We start from the raw sequence: 17873 nt of genomic DNA on the forward strand, positions 1-17873 counted from the left end.
TCTTCACATATCGTGAAACTCTTAATGCCATTATAAGCAGAAGACAGGAAAGTTGACAAGAGTATTTTCATCAAAACTGAAAAATATTTCTGGGAATAAAGTCATACGTCTTTTTCTTGCACTTAAGTACATAATCATGCCTCATAAGCACATAGATATAGAAACGCAGCGGGATAGCCACTAAAGCGTAACGTTTGACTGTATGGTTAAAGATCATGTATCATAACTAATAGTAAGAAAAAAATTGGGCGGGTTATGCAAAGCCGCAACTGGAATCTACAATTCCCTACATTTGAATGTGCAAGCGAGGTGAATATCATTGGGGATATGAAATTGTTTCGGATTGGCGAACTTGCCAAAACTGCAGGTGTGAGTGAACGGACGATTGATTATTACACGAAGCTCGGTCTCATCGCTCCAGAAGAGCGTACAGAAAAAAACTATCGTCTCTATAGTAATGAAACTTTAACCAGGCTTGAACGTATTGTACAGATGAAACAAGAGAAATATAGTCTCGACGAGATTAAGCAGTCTCTTGAGAAGTGGAGTCTGGTGAGCACGGAAGAACAGGTTGCCAGCAAATTGACAACCTTAGAGCTCCACGTGCAACAGCTTGAGCGAGAGGTGAATGAACTTAAACCACTGCTTGGCGAGATGAAACCTGTACAAGCACGCAAAATGATGGCTGGACTGCTCGCCAAAAGTGCCGGTACGATGGAAGCCTTGAAAATCTTGCTTGAGAACACCATGATGTAGCTTATTATTAGAAAGCGGAGGAATGAATATGAGTTTTAATAACGGTATGTTCGTTTTGATCATTATCGCCTTTTTGCTCTCCTTATGGGCGCAATTTCGCGTTAAGAGTACATTCAACCGATGGTCCGATGTTAAAAACCTGAATGGAATGACCGGGTACGATGCTGCCCGTCACATGCTGGACTCAAACGGCCTGCACGACGTTCCTATTGAGCCTGTGCGTGGAGCACTCTCCGATCACTACGATCCGATTAATCGAGTCGTGAGGTTGTCTGAGCCTGTATATTATGAAAACTCTATCTCGGCTGTCTCCGTTGCGTGTCACGAAGTAGGCCATGCAATCCAGCATAAGGAAAATTATCCGATGTTGGCACTGCGTCACCGAATTTTCCCAATCGTCAACTTTGCTTCCGGACTTGCACCTTTCTTGCTCATTGCCGGTTTCATCTTTAACGCAATGAACCTTGTCGGAATTGGTATCATCTTCTTCTCGGTAACCGTTGCGTTCCAACTTATTACTTTGCCGGTCGAGTTCAATGCAAGTAACCGCGCAAGAGAGATTATGGTATCGGAAGGTTATATCCGGAATGAAGAAGAGAGAGGCGTCGCCAAAGTATTGAATGCCGCAGCATTGACCTACGTTGCCGCAGCGCTAATCTCATTGCTTGAACTGATTCGTTACATCGGAATTTTCAATAGCCGTGACTAATTGAATACCAAAACAAAACAAAACAAAAAAAAAACAATACCCCACCGTCAATCGGATGGGGTATTGTTTTGCTGTAAACCGAAATAATTAAGCAAGAATGAACGAAATGACTGCGCAACAAGTGGAAGCTTGTCATCTGCACGGTGGATCAACCCAATCGTACGCGTCACTTTCGGATGAGAAATGGCTACATGCGCCGGCTGCAGCGGATTCGTTTGGAAAAGCGCCATTTCCGGCAGCAAACTTACACCCATGCCAGCCGCAACCAGCCCGCGAATGGTATCCGTCTCTTCACCCTCAAAAGCAATTTTGGGCGTAAACCCGGCTTCAAGACACGCATGCCAGACAATCGGACGCAGAGAATATCCTTTACTGAATAACACAAATTTATCATCTTTGAGCTGTTCTAACGCAATACTCTCCTCACCGGCCAATGGATGATTCGGCGGAAGGATTGCATGCAGCTCTTCTGTAAGTACAATGTCACCATCCACCTGGTCGTGCTTCTCCGGGAACGGAGATATAAATGCCAAATCCACCTCAGCCGATAACACATCACGAATGAGCGTTGGGAACATGCCTTGCTTGAATCTGAATTTGACGTTAGGATAACGCTGACGGAACGCTGCTACAACCGAAGGAATCAAGTGAATACCGAGACTGTGAGGAAAACCGATACGAATTTCACCATGCTCCGGGTCAAGAAACTCATGAACCTCCCCGACCGCCTTGTCCAGATCTTTCAATATGCCTTCTACTCGTTTGCAAAAGAGCTGTCCGACTGCGGTTAACTGCAGATTTCGCCCTTTTTGCATAAAGAGGTCTACTCCCAGTTCTTCCTCCAGCTGATGAATCTGACGACTCACCGCAGACTGCGCCACATGTAATTCCTCCGCCGCCTGCGTAACATGCTCCTTCTGTGCCACTTTCAAAAAGTAATGCAACTGTCTTAATTCCACTGCCCCTGATCTCTCCAATCTGCTATACCCTACTTATCCTTGATTGCATTCCGTCTTCAGATCAATCCAACTACTGCTTAAAGCTCCGGGGTTTCCACAAGCGGATGAGAAGTCCATAAATGAAGAATCCACCTAACAACCCACCCAAATGAGCCATCCAGTTAATGCCTGACATGGCAAAGGAAAAAATAATTCCGAATACAAGCAGTGTATACAACGTTTTACGTGAGGCTTCATCCATCATCGTCCGCTGGAATAACGCTACATACAGAAACGCACCATAGATTGCATAGATCGCGCCTGAAGCACCTACCGAGATTGTTGTCGCTCCAACCGAGTTATACCATGCCACAGCCAGAATGTTGCCCAGAATGCCTCCACCCAAGTACAGCACACCATATCTCACCGACCCAAGCAGTCGTTCCATTGGTGGTGCAAATACGATGAGAGCGAAGCTGTTAAACAACAAATGACTGAAGCCTGCATGCAGGAACATAGACGTAATGTAACGCCACCACTCAGCGAATAGTTCATGATTTGAGAGCGCCCCAAATTTAAGGAGCGTCATGCTATTCGTCGAACCACCGTTCAGGCTTAACACAATAAACATCACAACATTGGCTATTAAAATAATCGACGTCAAAGGGAAAAATTTCAAATAACTTTTCCAGTTCTCATACCTTATAAATATCATAAGTTTCTGCTTTCACTCCACCCTGTTCAGATCGGCCTGCAAGTCTGATCCATTCTAATGATCTTTCGTCCGAATTGGACAATGCCTTTCATAAAAGATTATAATGGATTTTGGCACGGATCACCAACTTATAAGGAGGAACATTATTATGGCACAAGAACGTACAGGCGCAGCCACCTTTAAAGGTAACCCTATTACATTGATCGGACCCGAGTTGAAAGTGGGCGATCAAGCACCCAATTTTACACTGAGCAAAAACCTGGTTGAAGATGCATCACTGAAAGACTTCGCAGGTAAAATCAAATTAATCAGCGTTGTTCCTTCACTGGATACTGGCGTATGCGATGCCCAAACCCGTCGCTTCAATGTTGAAGCTGGAGATCTCGGAGATAACGTTGTCGTATTGACAGTTAGCGTTGACCTTCCATTTGCACAAGAACGCTGGTGTGGAGCAGCCGGAGTTGATCGCGTCGTAACACTGTCTGATTACAAAACACGTTCATTCGGTGAAGACTATGGTGTTCTGATCAAAGAATTCCAATTGGACATGCGCTCTATCTTCGTGGTGGATGCTGAAGACCGAATTACATATGTGGAATATCTGCCTGAAATGACAGACTCCCCTAACTTCGAGCAAGCGATTTCCGCTGTAAAAGCCTTGCTGTAAAAGGTAGCTCACGTTCAGAACAAAAGCGAGGAAGGTTCACCTTCTCTCGCTTTTTGTTATTCACCATCTATTTCAATCATTTGACTTATACTTGCTCAGCTTCTTATCCAATACAGAGAACAAATTCATGATTGTGCGATAATTAGAACCCAGGTCTCCGAGTGAACCACGTGAAGCCGAATACATATCGACCGCACTGCGTACAGGACTTACCGATATAATGGAAACCGTAATATCCATCGTCCGTCCGAAGGTAGTCCGCTTCTCCAGTATGACCTCTCCCACAGAAGGCACTTCATGCAGTACTTTATAACCCGGAATTTTTTTGAGTGTCGAAGAAACTTCTTCCCAGGCTCTGTCTTTGGATAAGTTATAATACCGTGTTTTTAATTTGGGATCCTTGGCTCGATCGCTGGTTCCCTCCATGCTGCGGATGATACCGACGAGCGTTCTCTTTAAGGTCAAGACCCTTCCTCCTTTGAATGTAACCGTTCCATTTATGTATACTAGTGTAACATTGTTCATGTAGTAACAAAAGGGCAAGCAACACTTTTAACAAAATACAGCCGATTCAACAAAAAAATTCAAATAAAAAGCACCCTGCAATTCCTGGATTAGAGGAAAAAGTCAGGGTGCTGTACATGATAAAAATAGAAACCCGCCTATGCCGTCCGGCTACATTGTCTTATGAACCTGCTTGGCAGGTGGGTGGCCGCAAAAATGTTTTTTGAAGTCCCCATGTCATATAGACAGGGCGTTTCAGCAACATTCTGTATTGATCTCCCGAAGACATCATCATTGGTTCAAAACAACGAATAACCGAAACGTACATCGCAGGATGTACAATTATTATATCCCTAACTGTGTAAAAAGTAAATGGTGACAGCTCATGTTTTATTTTTGGAGATTATCGTGTTTTTCGTCAGATGGCTTCGGTTCAGAGGATTCAACCGCCCCTACTGTCTCAACCGATTCTCCTGCCTGTTCTGCGGCTTGTGCAGCTTCCTCTTCTTCTTTCTTCAGCTGCATCTTCTCCATCTGCTCCTGCATCTTATTAAAGGTTGCGTAGAAGTTGAAGAAAGCAAACCAGGCAACAATGCTAATGATAAAGAAGATGAACAAGACCGGATAACGAAAACCGATATAGAACAACAATCCACTTCCCAGCAACGTGGAAAATACACGGAATGGTCTAATCAGCGTCAACAGAACCGCATTTTTGATAATCAATCCGATGGACATATGGTAATGTACAACCATCGAGAAGAAGTTAAAGAGAGAAACAAACAGCAGCAGCAACAGTACGAGCATAATAATTCCGACCAGCTGCATATTCTTGAATTGTGTCATGTATACTGTGTAATCCAGATACATAATGGCAAACAGCAAGGTATAAAAGATACCTCCGATTAAACTCTGTTTGTAGTTCTCTTTGTAACCTACAAAGAAAGTACGGAAGATCGGCACGTCCGTATCACCCATATTCCATTTACGTACGACCGTAAACAGGGCCGAAGTCGCCGGGAATAGTGTAAGCGGTGCCACAATGGCTATAGCCCAGTTCATTTGAAGTGATTCGTTGGCGAGGTTCTGCTGCATGACGAGCACTTTCATAAACAAGAAAAACAAGAACGGAGACGAACAAATAGCCCACAACAGATTGGTTGCGGCCAGTCTCGTAATCCACTCTGTAAGTCGGTAGATCCCACCCATAGCTCCTTTAAATTCCAAACAATTCTCCTCCTCCGCAGCCTTGCGTCTAACCTGAAGTCTAATAATATTAATATACCTTATTATAGATAGGAAAAGCCAGCACTTCCCGAAAAGAGATCAACGGTACACTGGGATGGCATATTCTGCACATAAAAAAATGGAGCAGTCGCCCTGCCCCATTTTCCAGTTCAAACTTATATATTATTCGAAAGAAGAATCTTTGGCAGGACGACGTCCTTCGTTGTTGCTTGGGCGCGGTTTGCGGTCACGGTTGTAACCACCTTCTCTGCTGCCACTTGCACTGCCACTGCTGTTACGATCGCGGTTATATCCACCACGTCCGCCGCTACCACTGCCACTGCTGTTGCGATCACGGTTGTAACCACCGCCACCACCACTGCTGCGTGTGCCGCTGTAACCCGATGGTTTGCGTCCGCCAGAGCGAACATCCGGTTTACGACGTTTTGCACGGATCGGATCTTCAGGAGTCAGATCAACTTGAGCATCTTTTTTGTCACCTGTCAGGAGCTTCAGAGCAGCCGATAACAGTTGAACAGAATCATATTGCTCCAGCATTTGAATCGCGATACCTTTGTATTCGTTCAGTTCGCCGGATTGTACGATTTCGAGCAAACGCTCAGCTGTCAAACGTTGCTTGCCTTCTACCGCTTCTGCCATTGTTGGCAGTGGTTTGCGTGGAATACGGTGACGTGTTACACGCTCGATAAAGTGCAGGTGGTCGATTTCACGCGGAGTAACGAAAGACCAAGCAGCACCCTCTTTACCTGCACGACCTGTACGGCCGATACGGTGAACATAGCTCTCCGGATCTTGCGGAAGGTCAAAGTTCACAACGTGAGTTACGCCGGATACGTCGAGACCACGAGCAGCTACGTCTGTTGCAACGAGTACATCAATGCTGCCGTCACGGAACTTACGCATTACTGTATCACGTTGGTTTTGGGACAAGTCACCATGAAGACCATCAGCAGAATATCCACGTTTTTGCAGAGCTTCAGCTAATTCGTCAACACGACGTTTTGTACGTCCGAATACGATCGCCAGTTCAGGAGATTCCATATCCAGCAAACGGCTGAGTGCTTCGAATTTTTGACGCTCAGGCACTTCAATGTAAGCTTGGTCAATCAAAGGTGCGCTTACTTGTTTAGGAATCACGGATACGTGCTCAGGGTTGTTCAAGAATTGTTGAGCCAATTTTTGAATGTTAGGAGGCATTGTAGCTGAGAAAAGCATCGTTTGACGGTCGTCTGGAACTTGTTTCAGGATGGATTGAATATCCTCCATGAAACCCATGTCGAGCATTTCATCTGCTTCATCCAATACAACAGTTTGTACATCATCAAGTTTGATTGTTTTGCGGTTGATATGGTCCAGGAGACGTCCTGGTGTACCAATGATGATCTGTGGTTTTCTTTTCAGTGCACGGATTTGACGAACGATATCTTGTCCTCCGTAAATTGGCAGGGAGCGCAAACCTTTGAAGCGGGTAAGTTTTTCGATTTCTTCGGCAACCTGAATCGCAAGTTCACGTGTAGGTGCCATAATGAGGGCGCGGATTTTTTCATCGCTTTTGGAGATTTTGCTGATCAATGGAATACCAAATGCAGCGGTTTTACCAGTACCCGTTTGAGCTTGACCGATCAAGTCTCTGCCTTCAAGAGCAAGAGGAATTGATTTGGATTGAATCGGGGTTGCCTCTTCAAAACCAAGTTCGGTGATTGCTTGCAGCACCAGTGGTTCAAGATTGAAATCTGTGAAATTTAAATTTGTCAAAATTATTCATACTCCTTCTATATGGTGGACATGGTGGACAATCCACTTTGTTGTCTGTATTCTTAAGTAGCGTTAATATTTATAGGTTATCCCATCAAGCCGAATTATTTTCACAAAAGAACATTATTCGTGAATGGGTCCCCAACATAAGACTAAAACTACATACATGTGTTTGAAACATTTCAAATTTTATCGTTCCATTTGGAAAAAGTTTCCTACTCAAGAATATCCACAAATCATTATATCACAAAACAAATCAAGATTACCAGCAATCTGGTTTTAAATATAAATGAGGTGATTAAATTGCCCAAAATGGTTTGGCACTTTTTAGTGATCGTATTGGGTGCTGCAGCTATTGCCTGCGGCTTCAACTGGTTTTTGGTTCCCCATCAGCTTCTTAGCGGCGGGGTATCCGGTATTTCCATGCTTCTTGGCTATTTTACAAATTTGAATCTTAGTATCATGTATTTTGTTCTGAACATCCCCCTGCTCGTTGCAGGCTGGTTTATTCTTGGACGACGCTTCATTACATTAAGTATTGTCTCGGTAGCAGCCACTTCATGGTTCATCGCGCTTCTGCCTGTTTTTGCTGTGGCAACAGATCCCCTTCTGAGCTGTGTATTTGGCGGCGTGTTAGTGGGACTGGGCACTGGTGTTTCCTTCAGGGTTGGCGGCTCGACGGGCGGGCTCGACATCGTCGGTTCCATTTTCACCCGTAATCGCGACTTCCCCATTGGTACAGTGATGGCCGGGATGAACGGTGCTATTATTATGCTCGCTGGCTATCTAAATAATGACTGGAACATTGCTCTTGCCTCCATGGTATCGATCTATATCACGGGCAAAGTACTGGATCTGATTCACATCAGCCATGTGAAAGTCACATTGTATATTATTACAAATGAAACCGAAGCGATGTTGAAAAAATTGCTTATTCGGCCTCGCGGGGTCACCAAAATCAAGACCCAGGGAGCATACACAGACATTGAAAAGGACATGTTAATGACAGTGACTACTCGGTACGAGCTTGTTGAAATCAAGCGAATTATCAAGGAAACCGATCCCAACGCCTTTGTTAATATTGTGGAAACAGTTGGGGTCATGGGCTCTTTCCGCCGAAGTTGAGACAGATGTACGGTTAACAATTCAAAACATTGTGGTATAATAACGGTGTACGGCTCCTAAATATGTTGTATAGCAGGATGTGCCCTTCAATTTCACAGCACCATGTGCTTTTCCGATTCGCGCCGAATGACTTACCATTTTGGAATTCGAGTAGGAAAGGGTGATTATTGTGGATATGGAAACGGTAAAACTGTTTGAAATCGTCAACAGATGGTGCCCGGAAATGCTCCCTTTCTTGAAACCGAATGAGCTCGACTCACTGATTGTTCTCCGGGATGGGCTGGGCATCCTGGAACAGGGAGACGCAATGGAAATCATTCAGTACAGTATTTGTGAGCATCAAAATGAGGTTTACATTCAATAATTTTTTTAGATTGATCATGCCGCTTCTTGTGGGGTTACCCTCAACAGGAAGCGGTTTTCATTTTTTCCATCTGTTTCATTACTTGATTAATATGGTTAAAAGCCCAGAGGCTTTATTGTATAATTCAAACATGGAATGCACATAGGGGAGTGGAAATGAATGAATATGTTTTGGGCTTTACTGGCTATGGCCTTGGGAACCTTCAGTGGTACACCAGCTACAGCAGATCAAGGGAATCAACCTTTTCAATCATTAACAAACAGTTTCAACACCGCCATCATTCAATCTCAAAAAGATCAGGTCGTTATTGATGCGGATAACCCGCCTGCCAAAATTGACCCACAACCCGATGCACCCGTCGTCAAAGGCATCTATGTAACGGCCTACAGCGCTGGTGGTGCACGCATGACATCATTGCTCGATTTGATGGATAACACGGAGCTCAATTCCATGGTCATTGATATCAAGGACGATCTCGGATACATAACCTACCCTACGGAGAACAAGACGTTACAGGAAATGGGCAAATCCCAACCTTTTATCCGTGATATGGATGCGCTGATGAAACGCCTGCAAAAACATGATGTTTACCCGATTGCACGAGTTGTCGTATTCAAGGATACGATTCTGGCCAAGAAAAATCCGGAACTCTCTTTCCGCAACAAGGACGGTTCCATATGGGCCAACGGCAAAGGCGACAGCTTCGTAAATCCCTACAGTAAAGAAGTATGGGATTACAATATAGAGATTGCCAAGGAAGCTGCCAAATTGGGGTTTAAGGAAATTCAGTTCGACTATGTTCGGTTCCCGGAAGGCTTTGAAACGCGTGCAGACGCATTGAAATACACCAAATCCGACAAGTCCCGGGTCGACATCGTAGCCGAATTCGTGCAGTATGCACGCAAAGAGCTTGCACCGCTAGGGGTCCGAGTCTCGGTTGATATATTCGGTTATGCGGCCTCTGTACCCGCAGCTGAGGGTATTGGACAGGATTTTGTGAAAATATCTCAAAACGTGGATGTCATCTCGCCCATGGTTTATCCAAGTCACTACTCCACCGGCTGGTACGGTGTGAAAGACCCTGACAAAAATCCATATGCGACCATCAAAGGCTCCATGGAAGATACACATAAAAAACTTGATCCAACCAAGGAGCTCAAACCCGTTATCCGCCCATGGATTCAGGACTTTACAGCAAGCTGGCTAGGCAATGGACATTACATCAAATATGGCAAGAAACAAGTCGAGGATCAGATTCGCGCGATGAAAGACATGGACGTGGATGAGTACCTGCTCTGGAATGCCTCCAACCGATATACGCCAGATGTAAACTATAAATAATGCACTCTTATTCTTGATCACTTTATTCCAATGACCTCGTTCCGTCCCGTACGGAGCGAGGTTTTTTACTGTGTTATCACCCTTACTTTCCGCACCAGCCATGATCCCCTCCCTGTTCAAACGGGGCAAAATCCACTACAATAAATAGCTGTCCGTACATGACAGTTTAGTGATAACTCTTTAGAATAGCGAGGCATTGCCAGTGAACATGACCACCACCAGCTTTTCTCAGAAAGTTAAGCAATTCCTGATTATATTTTTGCCCATCTTCACTACACAAATTGCCCTATCTGCCATGTCGTTTTTCGATACCAATATGTCAGGCAAGTTCTCCCCTGCAGACCTCGCGGGTGTGGCCATTGGTACAAGTCTGTGGCTGCCGGTACAAACTGGACTGAGCGGTATACTGATCGGGATCACACCTGTCGTCTCCCACCTGCTTGGTTCAAAGCGCAATGACAAGATTGGTCATAGCGTCGTTCAAGGCTTGTATCTCGGCGTGGCGGTCGGATTCGTCGTCCTTGCTGCAGGTGCATTGCTGCTTAAACCTATCCTGAATGGAATGCCTTTGGAGCCTCGGGTTGGCCAGGTCGCTTTCTATTTCCTGTGTGCTTTGGCTTTTGGAGTCATACCCCTGTTCGGCTACACGGTGTTGCGCAGCTTTATGGACGCACTCGGCCAGACGCGTATTACCATGATGATTACGCTGGTCTCGCTGCCTGTAAACATCCTCCTGAACTATTTACTTATCTTCGGGCGCTGGGGCTTTCCCCAACTGGGAGGTGTCGGAGCAGGTGTGGCTACGGCAAGTACATATTGGCTCATCTTCCTTATCAGTCTCTTTTTTGTACATCGGATAGAGCCATTTGCCCAATACGGCATCTTTCGGCAGATGCCCAAAGTCTCACTAGCCAAATGGAAAGAGCTGCTTAAGATTGGTGTTCCAATCGGATTTGCTACTTTTTTTGAAACTTCGATCTTTGCTGCCGTCACATTACTGATGAGCCGATTTGATACCATCACAATTGCTGCCCATCAGGCGGCCCTGAATTTCGCTTCTACGCTGTATATGCTTCCTGTGAGTATATGTATGGCTCTCACGATTCTTGTGGGCTACGAGGCGGGTGCAGGGCGTGTGAGAGATGCGAAGCAATACAGTCTGCTTGGCATCGGAGGTGCCATTGCACTATCTCTCCTCACCGCTGTAGTACTGATTGTATTTGGGGAACAGATTGCAGGCGTGTACTCGAATGATCGCGAGGTCATTGCATTGACACAGCATTTCCTGATCTACGCCATCTTCTTTCAGATCTCTGATGCCATTGCCACCCCAACGCAGGGAGCGCTTCGGGGCTACAAGGACGTGAATCCTGCATTGATCATAACGTTTGTCGCGTATTGGATCATCGGTCTGCCTGTTGGTTACATTACGGCTACGTATACTTCACTCGGCGCCTTTGGATACTGGGTTGGACTCATTGCCGGCCTCGCGGTTGGAGCAACGGCGCTTCTCTGGAGATTGTTCCTTGTACAGAAGCAAGCCTCGGTACACATGGCGGAAAATAAATAAAAAAACAAAGAGCACAGCCCCCGGCAAGAAGGGACTGTGCTCTTTTGGTTATGGTTTGATTATTGGGACAAACGCTGTGCCAGCTCGTAAGTTTCCATATCGAAGTCTTTTTTCGTATTAACCACTTTATCAATATCCGTCAGGGTCAGTTCTCCCTTGATAATACCGCATCCTTTGTCTGTTTCACCCGCAATCAGACTGCGTACGGCGAAATCTCCCAGACGACTGGCGAGGTTACGGTCAAACGGAGTTGGCGTACCACCACGCTGAATGTGACCCAATACGGTTACACGCGGCTCATATGTTGGGCAGCGCTCCATCAGTTCTTTTGCTACATCCTCACCCTTGCCTACGCCTTCAGCAACGATAATGATACTGTGACGTTTACCATGTGCAAAGTTGGCTTTCATGCGGTCTGCCACTTCATCCATGTCAAACGGAACTTCAGGCACCAGAATCGTTTCTGCGCCCGATGCAAGGCCTGCATGCAATGCGATATCGCCACAGTGACGGCCCATAACTTCAACGATGGAAGAACGTTCATGTGAAGACATCGTATCGCGCAGTTTGTTAACTGCATCTACCACTACGCTAACTGCTGTATCGAATCCGATCGTGTGATCGGTGAAAGAAACGTCATTATCAATTGTTCCGGGAAGACCCATGGTGTTGATACCCAGCTTGCTCAGTTTGTTGGCGCCATTGTATGAACCGTCTCCACCAATAACAACCAAGCCGTCAATGCCGCGTGCACGCAGAATGTCTGCGCCTTTTTGCTGACCTTCAGCGGTATAGAATTCCTTGCAGCGTGCCGACTGCAGAACCGTTCCCCCACGCTGAATGATATCCCCTACACTCCGCAAGTCCATCGGGAAAATATCGTTATTCAAAAGACCTTGGTAGCCACGTTGAACCCCGTACACTTCGAGACCGTGAAACAGTCCGCTGCGAACAACCGCACGAACAGCCGCGTTCATCCCCTGCGAATCACCACCGCTCGTTAAAACTGCGATTTTCTTTACTGCTGTCATGATGTTTCTTCCTCCTCTAGTTTCACTTCAGGCTCCCACCACAATACGCCTGACTTACATATGCTTACGAATCCAGCGGCTAAAGATAAAGAAAAACACTCTTGTCATCGGACTATTCTTCATCAAACGCTTGGAAACGACGCGAACTTCCTGTTGTTCGCTGACTTTGGGATCAGATAGGTAAATGGCAAGCAGTCCTTCGATAATCATCCGGTGGAACGAACTTCCTGGAATCTTCTCCACATCACTGCGGGCCATCTCCACAATAAAAGCAATTCGGTCCAGCATTGTCTCCACATTCTCATAATAATTGCAGAAGTTGAGATCTCCCCCGATACGATCTTCATCCTGATCGATTAAATAATCGAGCATAATATGCAATGCGCATACATGAGGAAAATAGGCAGTGTGGATCGAAGCCGCTTGCTCTTCTGTCAACTGATCGTCACTCGCAGCCAGAAACAGCATGAACACGCCCAGCGTAGAGCCAGTAGCAGCGGCAAATTCGTTCCAACGGAACTGAGGTGTGCGGTGGCGATGCTCTGACCACCATTCCAGCAATGCCGTTTCTCTCAGTTCCGGCTTGATGTGCTTATATACCTGCAGGTCCGTGTATAGGCCTGCCAGATCCTGAATTTGAGGCTTGGCGGATGCATAGCCTGGCAGCTGACGGGTCAGCTCCTGACATGAGGTCACTAGATCCCTTAGGTAGCCACCGTCATCCTGCTCCTCGCGGAGCGCATAATAATTGACAGGTGTTGCTTCGGGATCTACCGCATCAAGCATAGATTGATGGAGAAGCCGAAAGTCATTCGGGTCCATCGATGTACTGCGATCACACAGATTGTCCAAATAATCACTAATAGTCTGATATGAAACGATCAGTGGAATCAGAATGTGCCTGTTTGGCAAATCAGGTAAAGCATAAACGGTCCCGCCTTCACAGTGGAACTGCTTGTCCCTGAGACTGGCCAGTGCCTGATTGCGCAATTCCTCATTCGGAATTTTTTCCGCCTTGGCACGCCACCCATCCAATTCCTTCCGCGTTTCCGGAATGGTGTATTTGTACACCCCTCTCATCAATGCCAACGGTCCACGCGGATATTGATGACGATTTCGATTTGATTGGCTCAAAATAAATGTGCCTCCACTTGGTTGAATACGTATTAGAGCGATTTTTAACCAATCCTATTATAATATGATCCCCTTAATTGTACAAATGATCTCCCGCATAATCACGGCAAAAAATCACATCTACGAACGACTTGTTGCAAAATACCCCTTCCATTCACATAACATTCATTCTATTTTACCAAATCAACAATAAACCTGGATGACTTCCATAATCGCTGTAAATAAATACAATCAATAATCATGTAAGACCTGGGGATATTAAATTCTGTAATACAAATTACCCACTGGGAGGAATTCAAGTATGAATAAAGCAACTATTGTTTCTCTGTCTGCTTGCCTAATGCTGGCTGTATCCGGTGCTTCTGCATCTGCATCCGCTGCAACTGAACCGATGCACAAAATGGAGAAATCCATGCACAAAGCAGAACACAAAGCGGAGCACAAAATGCACATGAAATCGCATAAAGGCAAAGAACACAAAATGCATCAAGAATCCGTCAACAAAGAGCATAAAATCCATGCAAAAAGCGTTACACCAAAAGCCCTTCCTAAAACAGGATATGGCGGCGTAAGCGAGTAAAAAGGGATAAGAGAAAAGAAAACGATTTTTCTTTTCTCTTATTCTTCAATTTATTTATAAGGATGAGAAACGTATGAAAAACAACACTTCATTCGCCGCTATTGTAATTTTCTTAATCATTGCATGCCTTATCTTATCTCCGGCAAATAGCATGAAGGAACAGACCGCTTTCCAAACATCCGCTCCTAAAGATCAGACGAGTACTGATCCCGAGATAAAGACAAGGATTCCGCAATCCATAGTCATGAGTAAACCTGTTCGTTTGTGCATTCCATCGGTGCATTTGAGTACTTCAATCACTCCTATTCACCTGTCAGAGAATGGACAACTGCAAGTACCCAAGTCCAGTGAGATCGCTGGATTATATGTAGATGGAGTTTTGCCTGGAGAAAACGGAAATGCAATTGTTGCCGGTCATGTAGACAACTATACAGGTCCAGCCATATTTTACCCGCTTAAACATCTGAAACCGGGTACTTTTGTTTTTTTATTTGACCAGAACAACCACTATCTTAAATATGAGGTTTTGGAGGTCGAATCCTATTACACGCAGGAAGCACCTTTGGATAAAATATTCGGCGACACCGCTGAAAAGCAGTTGAATCTGATCACATGTACAGGAACGTACGATCGCAAAAAAAAGGAGCACAATAAGCGCCTTGTCGTGTATACCCGATTAGTTGAATAACATTCAAGAGGAGATAACCATGCATAAGTGGATAACCGTACTCCTGATTAGCTGTTTGTGTATGACTGTGCCACACTTGAGGCCTGCCGAGGCTTCTTCCACTACATCACAACTTGAGATTGAGATTAGTCAAAATCTTGAATCTCTTTTTGCCCAAAGATCGAAGTACTTAGCCGGACAAACTAATAATATGGTTCGCTATTATGATATACAATCTCCCTTGAGCCGTCACGCTTACACGATGGAAATCAATCGTAAAACCTATCTTCATGCATGGAGCGAACTTCGTAACATGAAGATTACCGATTGCCAGTCCAAAATCCATATCTCCAAAATTCGTGTCAAAGATAACACAGCGATGGTTTCTTTGGGCCATTCGCAGCAAATCACATATGCCTATAAAGACCAATTGTCTTCAACCCATTCGTTTGGACTGGGAACCTGGCATGCTGTCACACTGAAAAAAATCAATGATCAATGGATCGTCTCGAAGGAATGGTACCTCGATCCGCTGGAGGAGAACCCTCGACTAATTGCAGCAGGGCTGCCTTCTTCACCCCCTCATCGTCCTGAACTAAAGGACGGCAAGAACTACAAACGAAAACAAGCGGTGGACTATGCAAATAAATACGCGGGGATCGCATGGAGAACAAACGACAAGGTCAAGTATAATTCCAAATATAAAAATTACAATAATTTAGGGGGCGACTGTACCAATTTTGCTTCCCAAGCTCTTGGAGATCAGAAAGAAGGCGGCGGGTTACCGATGATGGGGGCATGGAGATACCATTTTCCCAAGGGTGGTACCAAAACCTGGGTACAAACGGATGCATTCAAAGATTTCATTCTTTACTCCGGGTATGGAAAAAAAATCGCGACGGGATCCTTTTCGAAGCTGGTCGAAAAAACGGAGGCTCACCCGTACGGTTTGATAGGCGAGCTAGCAGCTGGCGATCTGATCGCTCATGTAATGAATCATGATGTAGACCATTTTTCTGTTGTTACCGGATTCGATCAGCGCGGCTATCCCCTCGTCAATTCCCACACCGCCGATCGATTTCAGGCACCGTTTGACTTGGGCTGGGATAACAAAACGTCGTATATCCTCATTCATATTCGAGACTGATCGTTTCAAAACACACATACTTGCCTCCTTTTGCTCATATCAATGGTGGACAAGAAGTGTTTTGTATTGGATGGAGTGAAATAGATGAACATCCCTCCCGGTCTCAAGCAGACGAGTATCCGTATCGGTGCTGTCTCTCTGGTCAAAGTAATGGGTCTCACTGGACGTATCATCCTCACCCGCATGGCGGGTCCTGAAGGTATAGGATTATTCCAAATCGCTTATTCCTATTTTGGTTTCATGCTTATGCTGATAACAGGGGGGCTTCCTACCTCCTTGGGAATGTACACAGCCAAGCAGCCTGCACTTGGCTGGTTCTGGTTCAAGCGATTATCCACCTTGCTGTCAATGATTGGCGCAACTTTCTGTTTACTTACACTCGCCTACGCTTCAACCATTTCAACGTGGTTGGGTAATCCTGTTCTGGAGCCGTTTATACGCTCTCTGTCCATTGCGATATTCGTCGTACCTCTTTTAAGCCTGTTGCGGGGGTACTTACAAGGTCTTGAATATTACGGTGCCATTGCCGTCTCGGAGGTAATAGAGCAAGCTGTTCGTATCGGGCTGATGCTGGGTATGACTTGGCTGTGGCTTCCTCAGGGTGTAATGTATGCGGTCGGGAGAAGTTTGATCGGAACAGCAATGGGCGGAATTGCCGCTTTTGTGATGCTGCTTCTTTTTTTGCGATATACCGGTCAAAAGAATGAAATACCTCCTTATGTTTCCACAGGGAGATCAGACGGCTTTTGGTTTATTAAGAGCTCCTTGGTCATTTCCGTCACACGGCTACTTATTCCCTTTTCCGATATGCTAGATGCGGTCATTATCCCCTTAAGACTGCAAATCGCAGGCTACACCTCCGCACAAGCCACTGCAATGTACGGTCTGCTTATGGGTATGGCCATGCTGGTTGTATATATGCCAACGATTGTAACCGCGGCCATATCACATACCCTGACCATGAAGCTCTCTCTCTCCTGGCAGGAGCTTCGTTATGATTATTTTGCTAAGAAAAGCAGGCAAACGATGGAGATCGTCTGGATTTGGGGGATCACCTCCAGCTCCTTTTTGTGGATTTTCAACCGCGAGCTGGCACAGCTCTTATTCCATTCCGGACAAACTGCTGAGCTGATTCGTTGGTTAAGCATTATCCCCCTGCTTGTTGGACTTCGTGAGGTATCCACCAGTATATTATGGGCACAGGATAACAAAAAAATCAGTCTGATCGCAACGGCTATCGGTATTACTGCAGCTACCCTCTCCCACTACTTCCTTATCCCTCTAAATGGAGTTCATCTTAAAGGTGGAGTGGCGGGTGTCATAATTATGGAATTTATCATCATGTCTGGAAATCTGATCGGATTAAGAAATTTGCTGAAAGGTGTTCGCATCAGCAGTCTGACTTTGCATTTCATGGTCGTGATAGTAATTTCAGCGTTAGTGGCTTGGTTGAGGGAGTGGACCACCCTGCCTGTATACTGGGGAGATTACGCGATTCTTCCAAGCATTTTTCTATTTTTCCTGCTAAACGGAAGCTATCTGTTGATCCACTATCGCCTGAGAAGCTGAAACCGTCCCTTTTGGCAAACACATACATAAACCCAGACCGAATGTCTCGTTCT

18 protein-coding genes and 1 other RNA gene are annotated in these 17873 nt (G+C 45.4%); 11 read left to right on the plus strand and 8 right to left on the minus strand.

Going from position 1 to position 17873, the window contains the following annotated elements; translation table 11 throughout:
* Positions 1–327: 327 nt before the first annotated feature.
* Positions 328–756, plus strand: a complete 429-nt coding sequence (locus Q0V21_RS13905; protein WP_024629244.1) for a MerR family transcriptional regulator — start codon at positions 328–330, stop codon at positions 754–756.
* 28 nt (positions 757–784) lie between these two features.
* Positions 785–1465 carry a zinc metallopeptidase gene (locus Q0V21_RS13910; RefSeq protein WP_024629243.1) on the plus strand — a complete coding sequence of 227 codons (681 nt, stop codon included), beginning with the start codon at positions 785–787 and terminating at the stop codon, positions 1463–1465.
* Positions 1466–1512: 47 nt separating this feature from the next.
* On the opposite strand, the gene gltC is transcribed toward Q0V21_RS13910, so the two are convergent.
* A complete protein-coding gene (gene gltC / locus Q0V21_RS13915; protein WP_024629242.1) occupies positions 1513–2424 on the minus strand; it encodes a glutamate biosynthesis transcriptional regulator GltC in 912 nt (303 codons plus the stop codon).
* A gap of 70 nt (positions 2425–2494) precedes the next feature.
* Positions 2495–3118, minus strand: a complete 624-nt coding sequence (locus Q0V21_RS13920; RefSeq protein ID WP_285074498.1) for a rhomboid family intramembrane serine protease — start codon at positions 3116–3118, stop codon at positions 2495–2497.
* A gap of 148 nt (positions 3119–3266) precedes the next feature.
* Between Q0V21_RS13920 and tpx the strand changes: the two genes are divergently transcribed.
* Positions 3267–3785, plus strand: a complete 519-nt coding sequence (gene tpx / locus Q0V21_RS13925; RefSeq protein WP_024629240.1) for a thiol peroxidase — start codon at positions 3267–3269, stop codon at positions 3783–3785.
* Between the two features lie 72 nt (positions 3786–3857).
* On the opposite strand, the gene Q0V21_RS13930 is transcribed toward tpx, so the two are convergent.
* The 4 genes from Q0V21_RS13930 to cshA form a co-directional block, all read right to left on the minus strand.
* Positions 3858–4250 (minus strand): DUF1499 domain-containing protein, encoded by a 393-nt coding sequence (locus Q0V21_RS13930; protein WP_024629239.1) that lies wholly within the window; start codon positions 4248–4250, stop codon positions 3858–3860.
* Between the two features lie 186 nt (positions 4251–4436).
* Positions 4437–4628: non-coding RNA, 6S RNA (gene ssrS, locus Q0V21_RS13935), on the minus strand.
* Positions 4629–4679: 51 nt separating this feature from the next.
* The gene (locus Q0V21_RS13940; RefSeq protein ID WP_079345610.1) at positions 4680–5516 is read right to left on the minus strand and encodes a YesL family protein; all 837 of its coding nucleotides are present in this window, start codon (positions 5514–5516) and stop codon (positions 4680–4682) included.
* Between the two features lie 183 nt (positions 5517–5699).
* Positions 5700–7292: a degradosome RNA helicase CshA gene (gene cshA / locus Q0V21_RS13945; RefSeq protein WP_079345612.1), complete on the minus strand. Its 1593-nt coding sequence runs from the start codon at positions 7290–7292 to the stop codon at positions 5700–5702.
* Between the two features lie 312 nt (positions 7293–7604).
* Here cshA and Q0V21_RS13950 point away from each other — a divergent pair, with 312 nt between their 5' ends.
* The 4 genes from Q0V21_RS13950 to Q0V21_RS13965 all read left to right on the plus strand — a co-directional run bounded on the left by Q0V21_RS13950 (position 7605) and on the right by Q0V21_RS13965 (position 11692).
* Complete coding sequence (locus tag Q0V21_RS13950) at positions 7605–8417, plus strand: YitT family protein (RefSeq protein WP_443146418.1); 813 nt, start codon at positions 7605–7607, stop codon at positions 8415–8417.
* A gap of 175 nt (positions 8418–8592) precedes the next feature.
* The gene (locus tag Q0V21_RS13955) at positions 8593–8781 is read left to right on the plus strand and encodes a hypothetical protein (protein ID WP_301879406.1); all 189 of its coding nucleotides are present in this window, start codon (positions 8593–8595) and stop codon (positions 8779–8781) included.
* Between the two features lie 159 nt (positions 8782–8940).
* Entirely contained in the window at positions 8941–10122 is a 1182-nt protein-coding gene (locus Q0V21_RS13960; RefSeq protein WP_301879407.1) for a putative glycoside hydrolase, read from the plus strand.
* A gap of 208 nt (positions 10123–10330) precedes the next feature.
* Positions 10331–11692 carry an MATE family efflux transporter gene (locus tag Q0V21_RS13965; protein WP_301879557.1) on the plus strand — a complete coding sequence of 454 codons (1362 nt, stop codon included), beginning with the start codon at positions 10331–10333 and terminating at the stop codon, positions 11690–11692.
* 59 nt (positions 11693–11751) lie between these two features.
* On the opposite strand, the gene pfkA is transcribed toward Q0V21_RS13965, so the two are convergent.
* The gene (pfkA, locus tag Q0V21_RS13970; RefSeq protein ID WP_169478620.1) at positions 11752–12723 is read right to left on the minus strand and encodes a 6-phosphofructokinase; all 972 of its coding nucleotides are present in this window, start codon (positions 12721–12723) and stop codon (positions 11752–11754) included.
* A gap of 54 nt (positions 12724–12777) precedes the next feature.
* The gene (locus Q0V21_RS13975; protein WP_024629232.1) at positions 12778–13857 is read right to left on the minus strand and encodes a tetraprenyl-beta-curcumene synthase family protein; all 1080 of its coding nucleotides are present in this window, start codon (positions 13855–13857) and stop codon (positions 12778–12780) included.
* A 301-nt stretch (positions 13858–14158) separates the two neighbouring features.
* Here Q0V21_RS13975 and Q0V21_RS13980 point away from each other — a divergent pair, with 301 nt between their 5' ends.
* The 4 genes from Q0V21_RS13980 (at position 14159) to Q0V21_RS13995 (ending at position 17820) form a co-directional block, all read left to right on the plus strand.
* The gene (locus tag Q0V21_RS13980) at positions 14159–14437 is read left to right on the plus strand and encodes a hypothetical protein (protein ID WP_079345618.1); all 279 of its coding nucleotides are present in this window, start codon (positions 14159–14161) and stop codon (positions 14435–14437) included.
* Between the two features lie 73 nt (positions 14438–14510).
* Complete coding sequence (locus Q0V21_RS13985; RefSeq protein WP_079345620.1) at positions 14511–15125, plus strand: class F sortase; 615 nt, start codon at positions 14511–14513, stop codon at positions 15123–15125.
* A gap of 19 nt (positions 15126–15144) precedes the next feature.
* On the plus strand, positions 15145–16251 hold the full coding sequence (locus Q0V21_RS13990; protein ID WP_301879408.1) for an amidase domain-containing protein: 1107 nt from the start codon (positions 15145–15147) through the stop codon (positions 16249–16251).
* Positions 16252–16335: 84 nt separating this feature from the next.
* On the plus strand, positions 16336–17820 hold the full coding sequence (locus Q0V21_RS13995; RefSeq protein WP_301879409.1) for an oligosaccharide flippase family protein: 1485 nt from the start codon (positions 16336–16338) through the stop codon (positions 17818–17820).
* Positions 17821–17873: the final 53 nt, after the last annotated feature.

The sequence above is a fragment of the Paenibacillus sp. 11B genome (assembly GCF_030487755.1).
GTDB lineage: Bacteria > Bacillota > Bacilli > Paenibacillales > Paenibacillaceae > Paenibacillus > Paenibacillus vandeheii.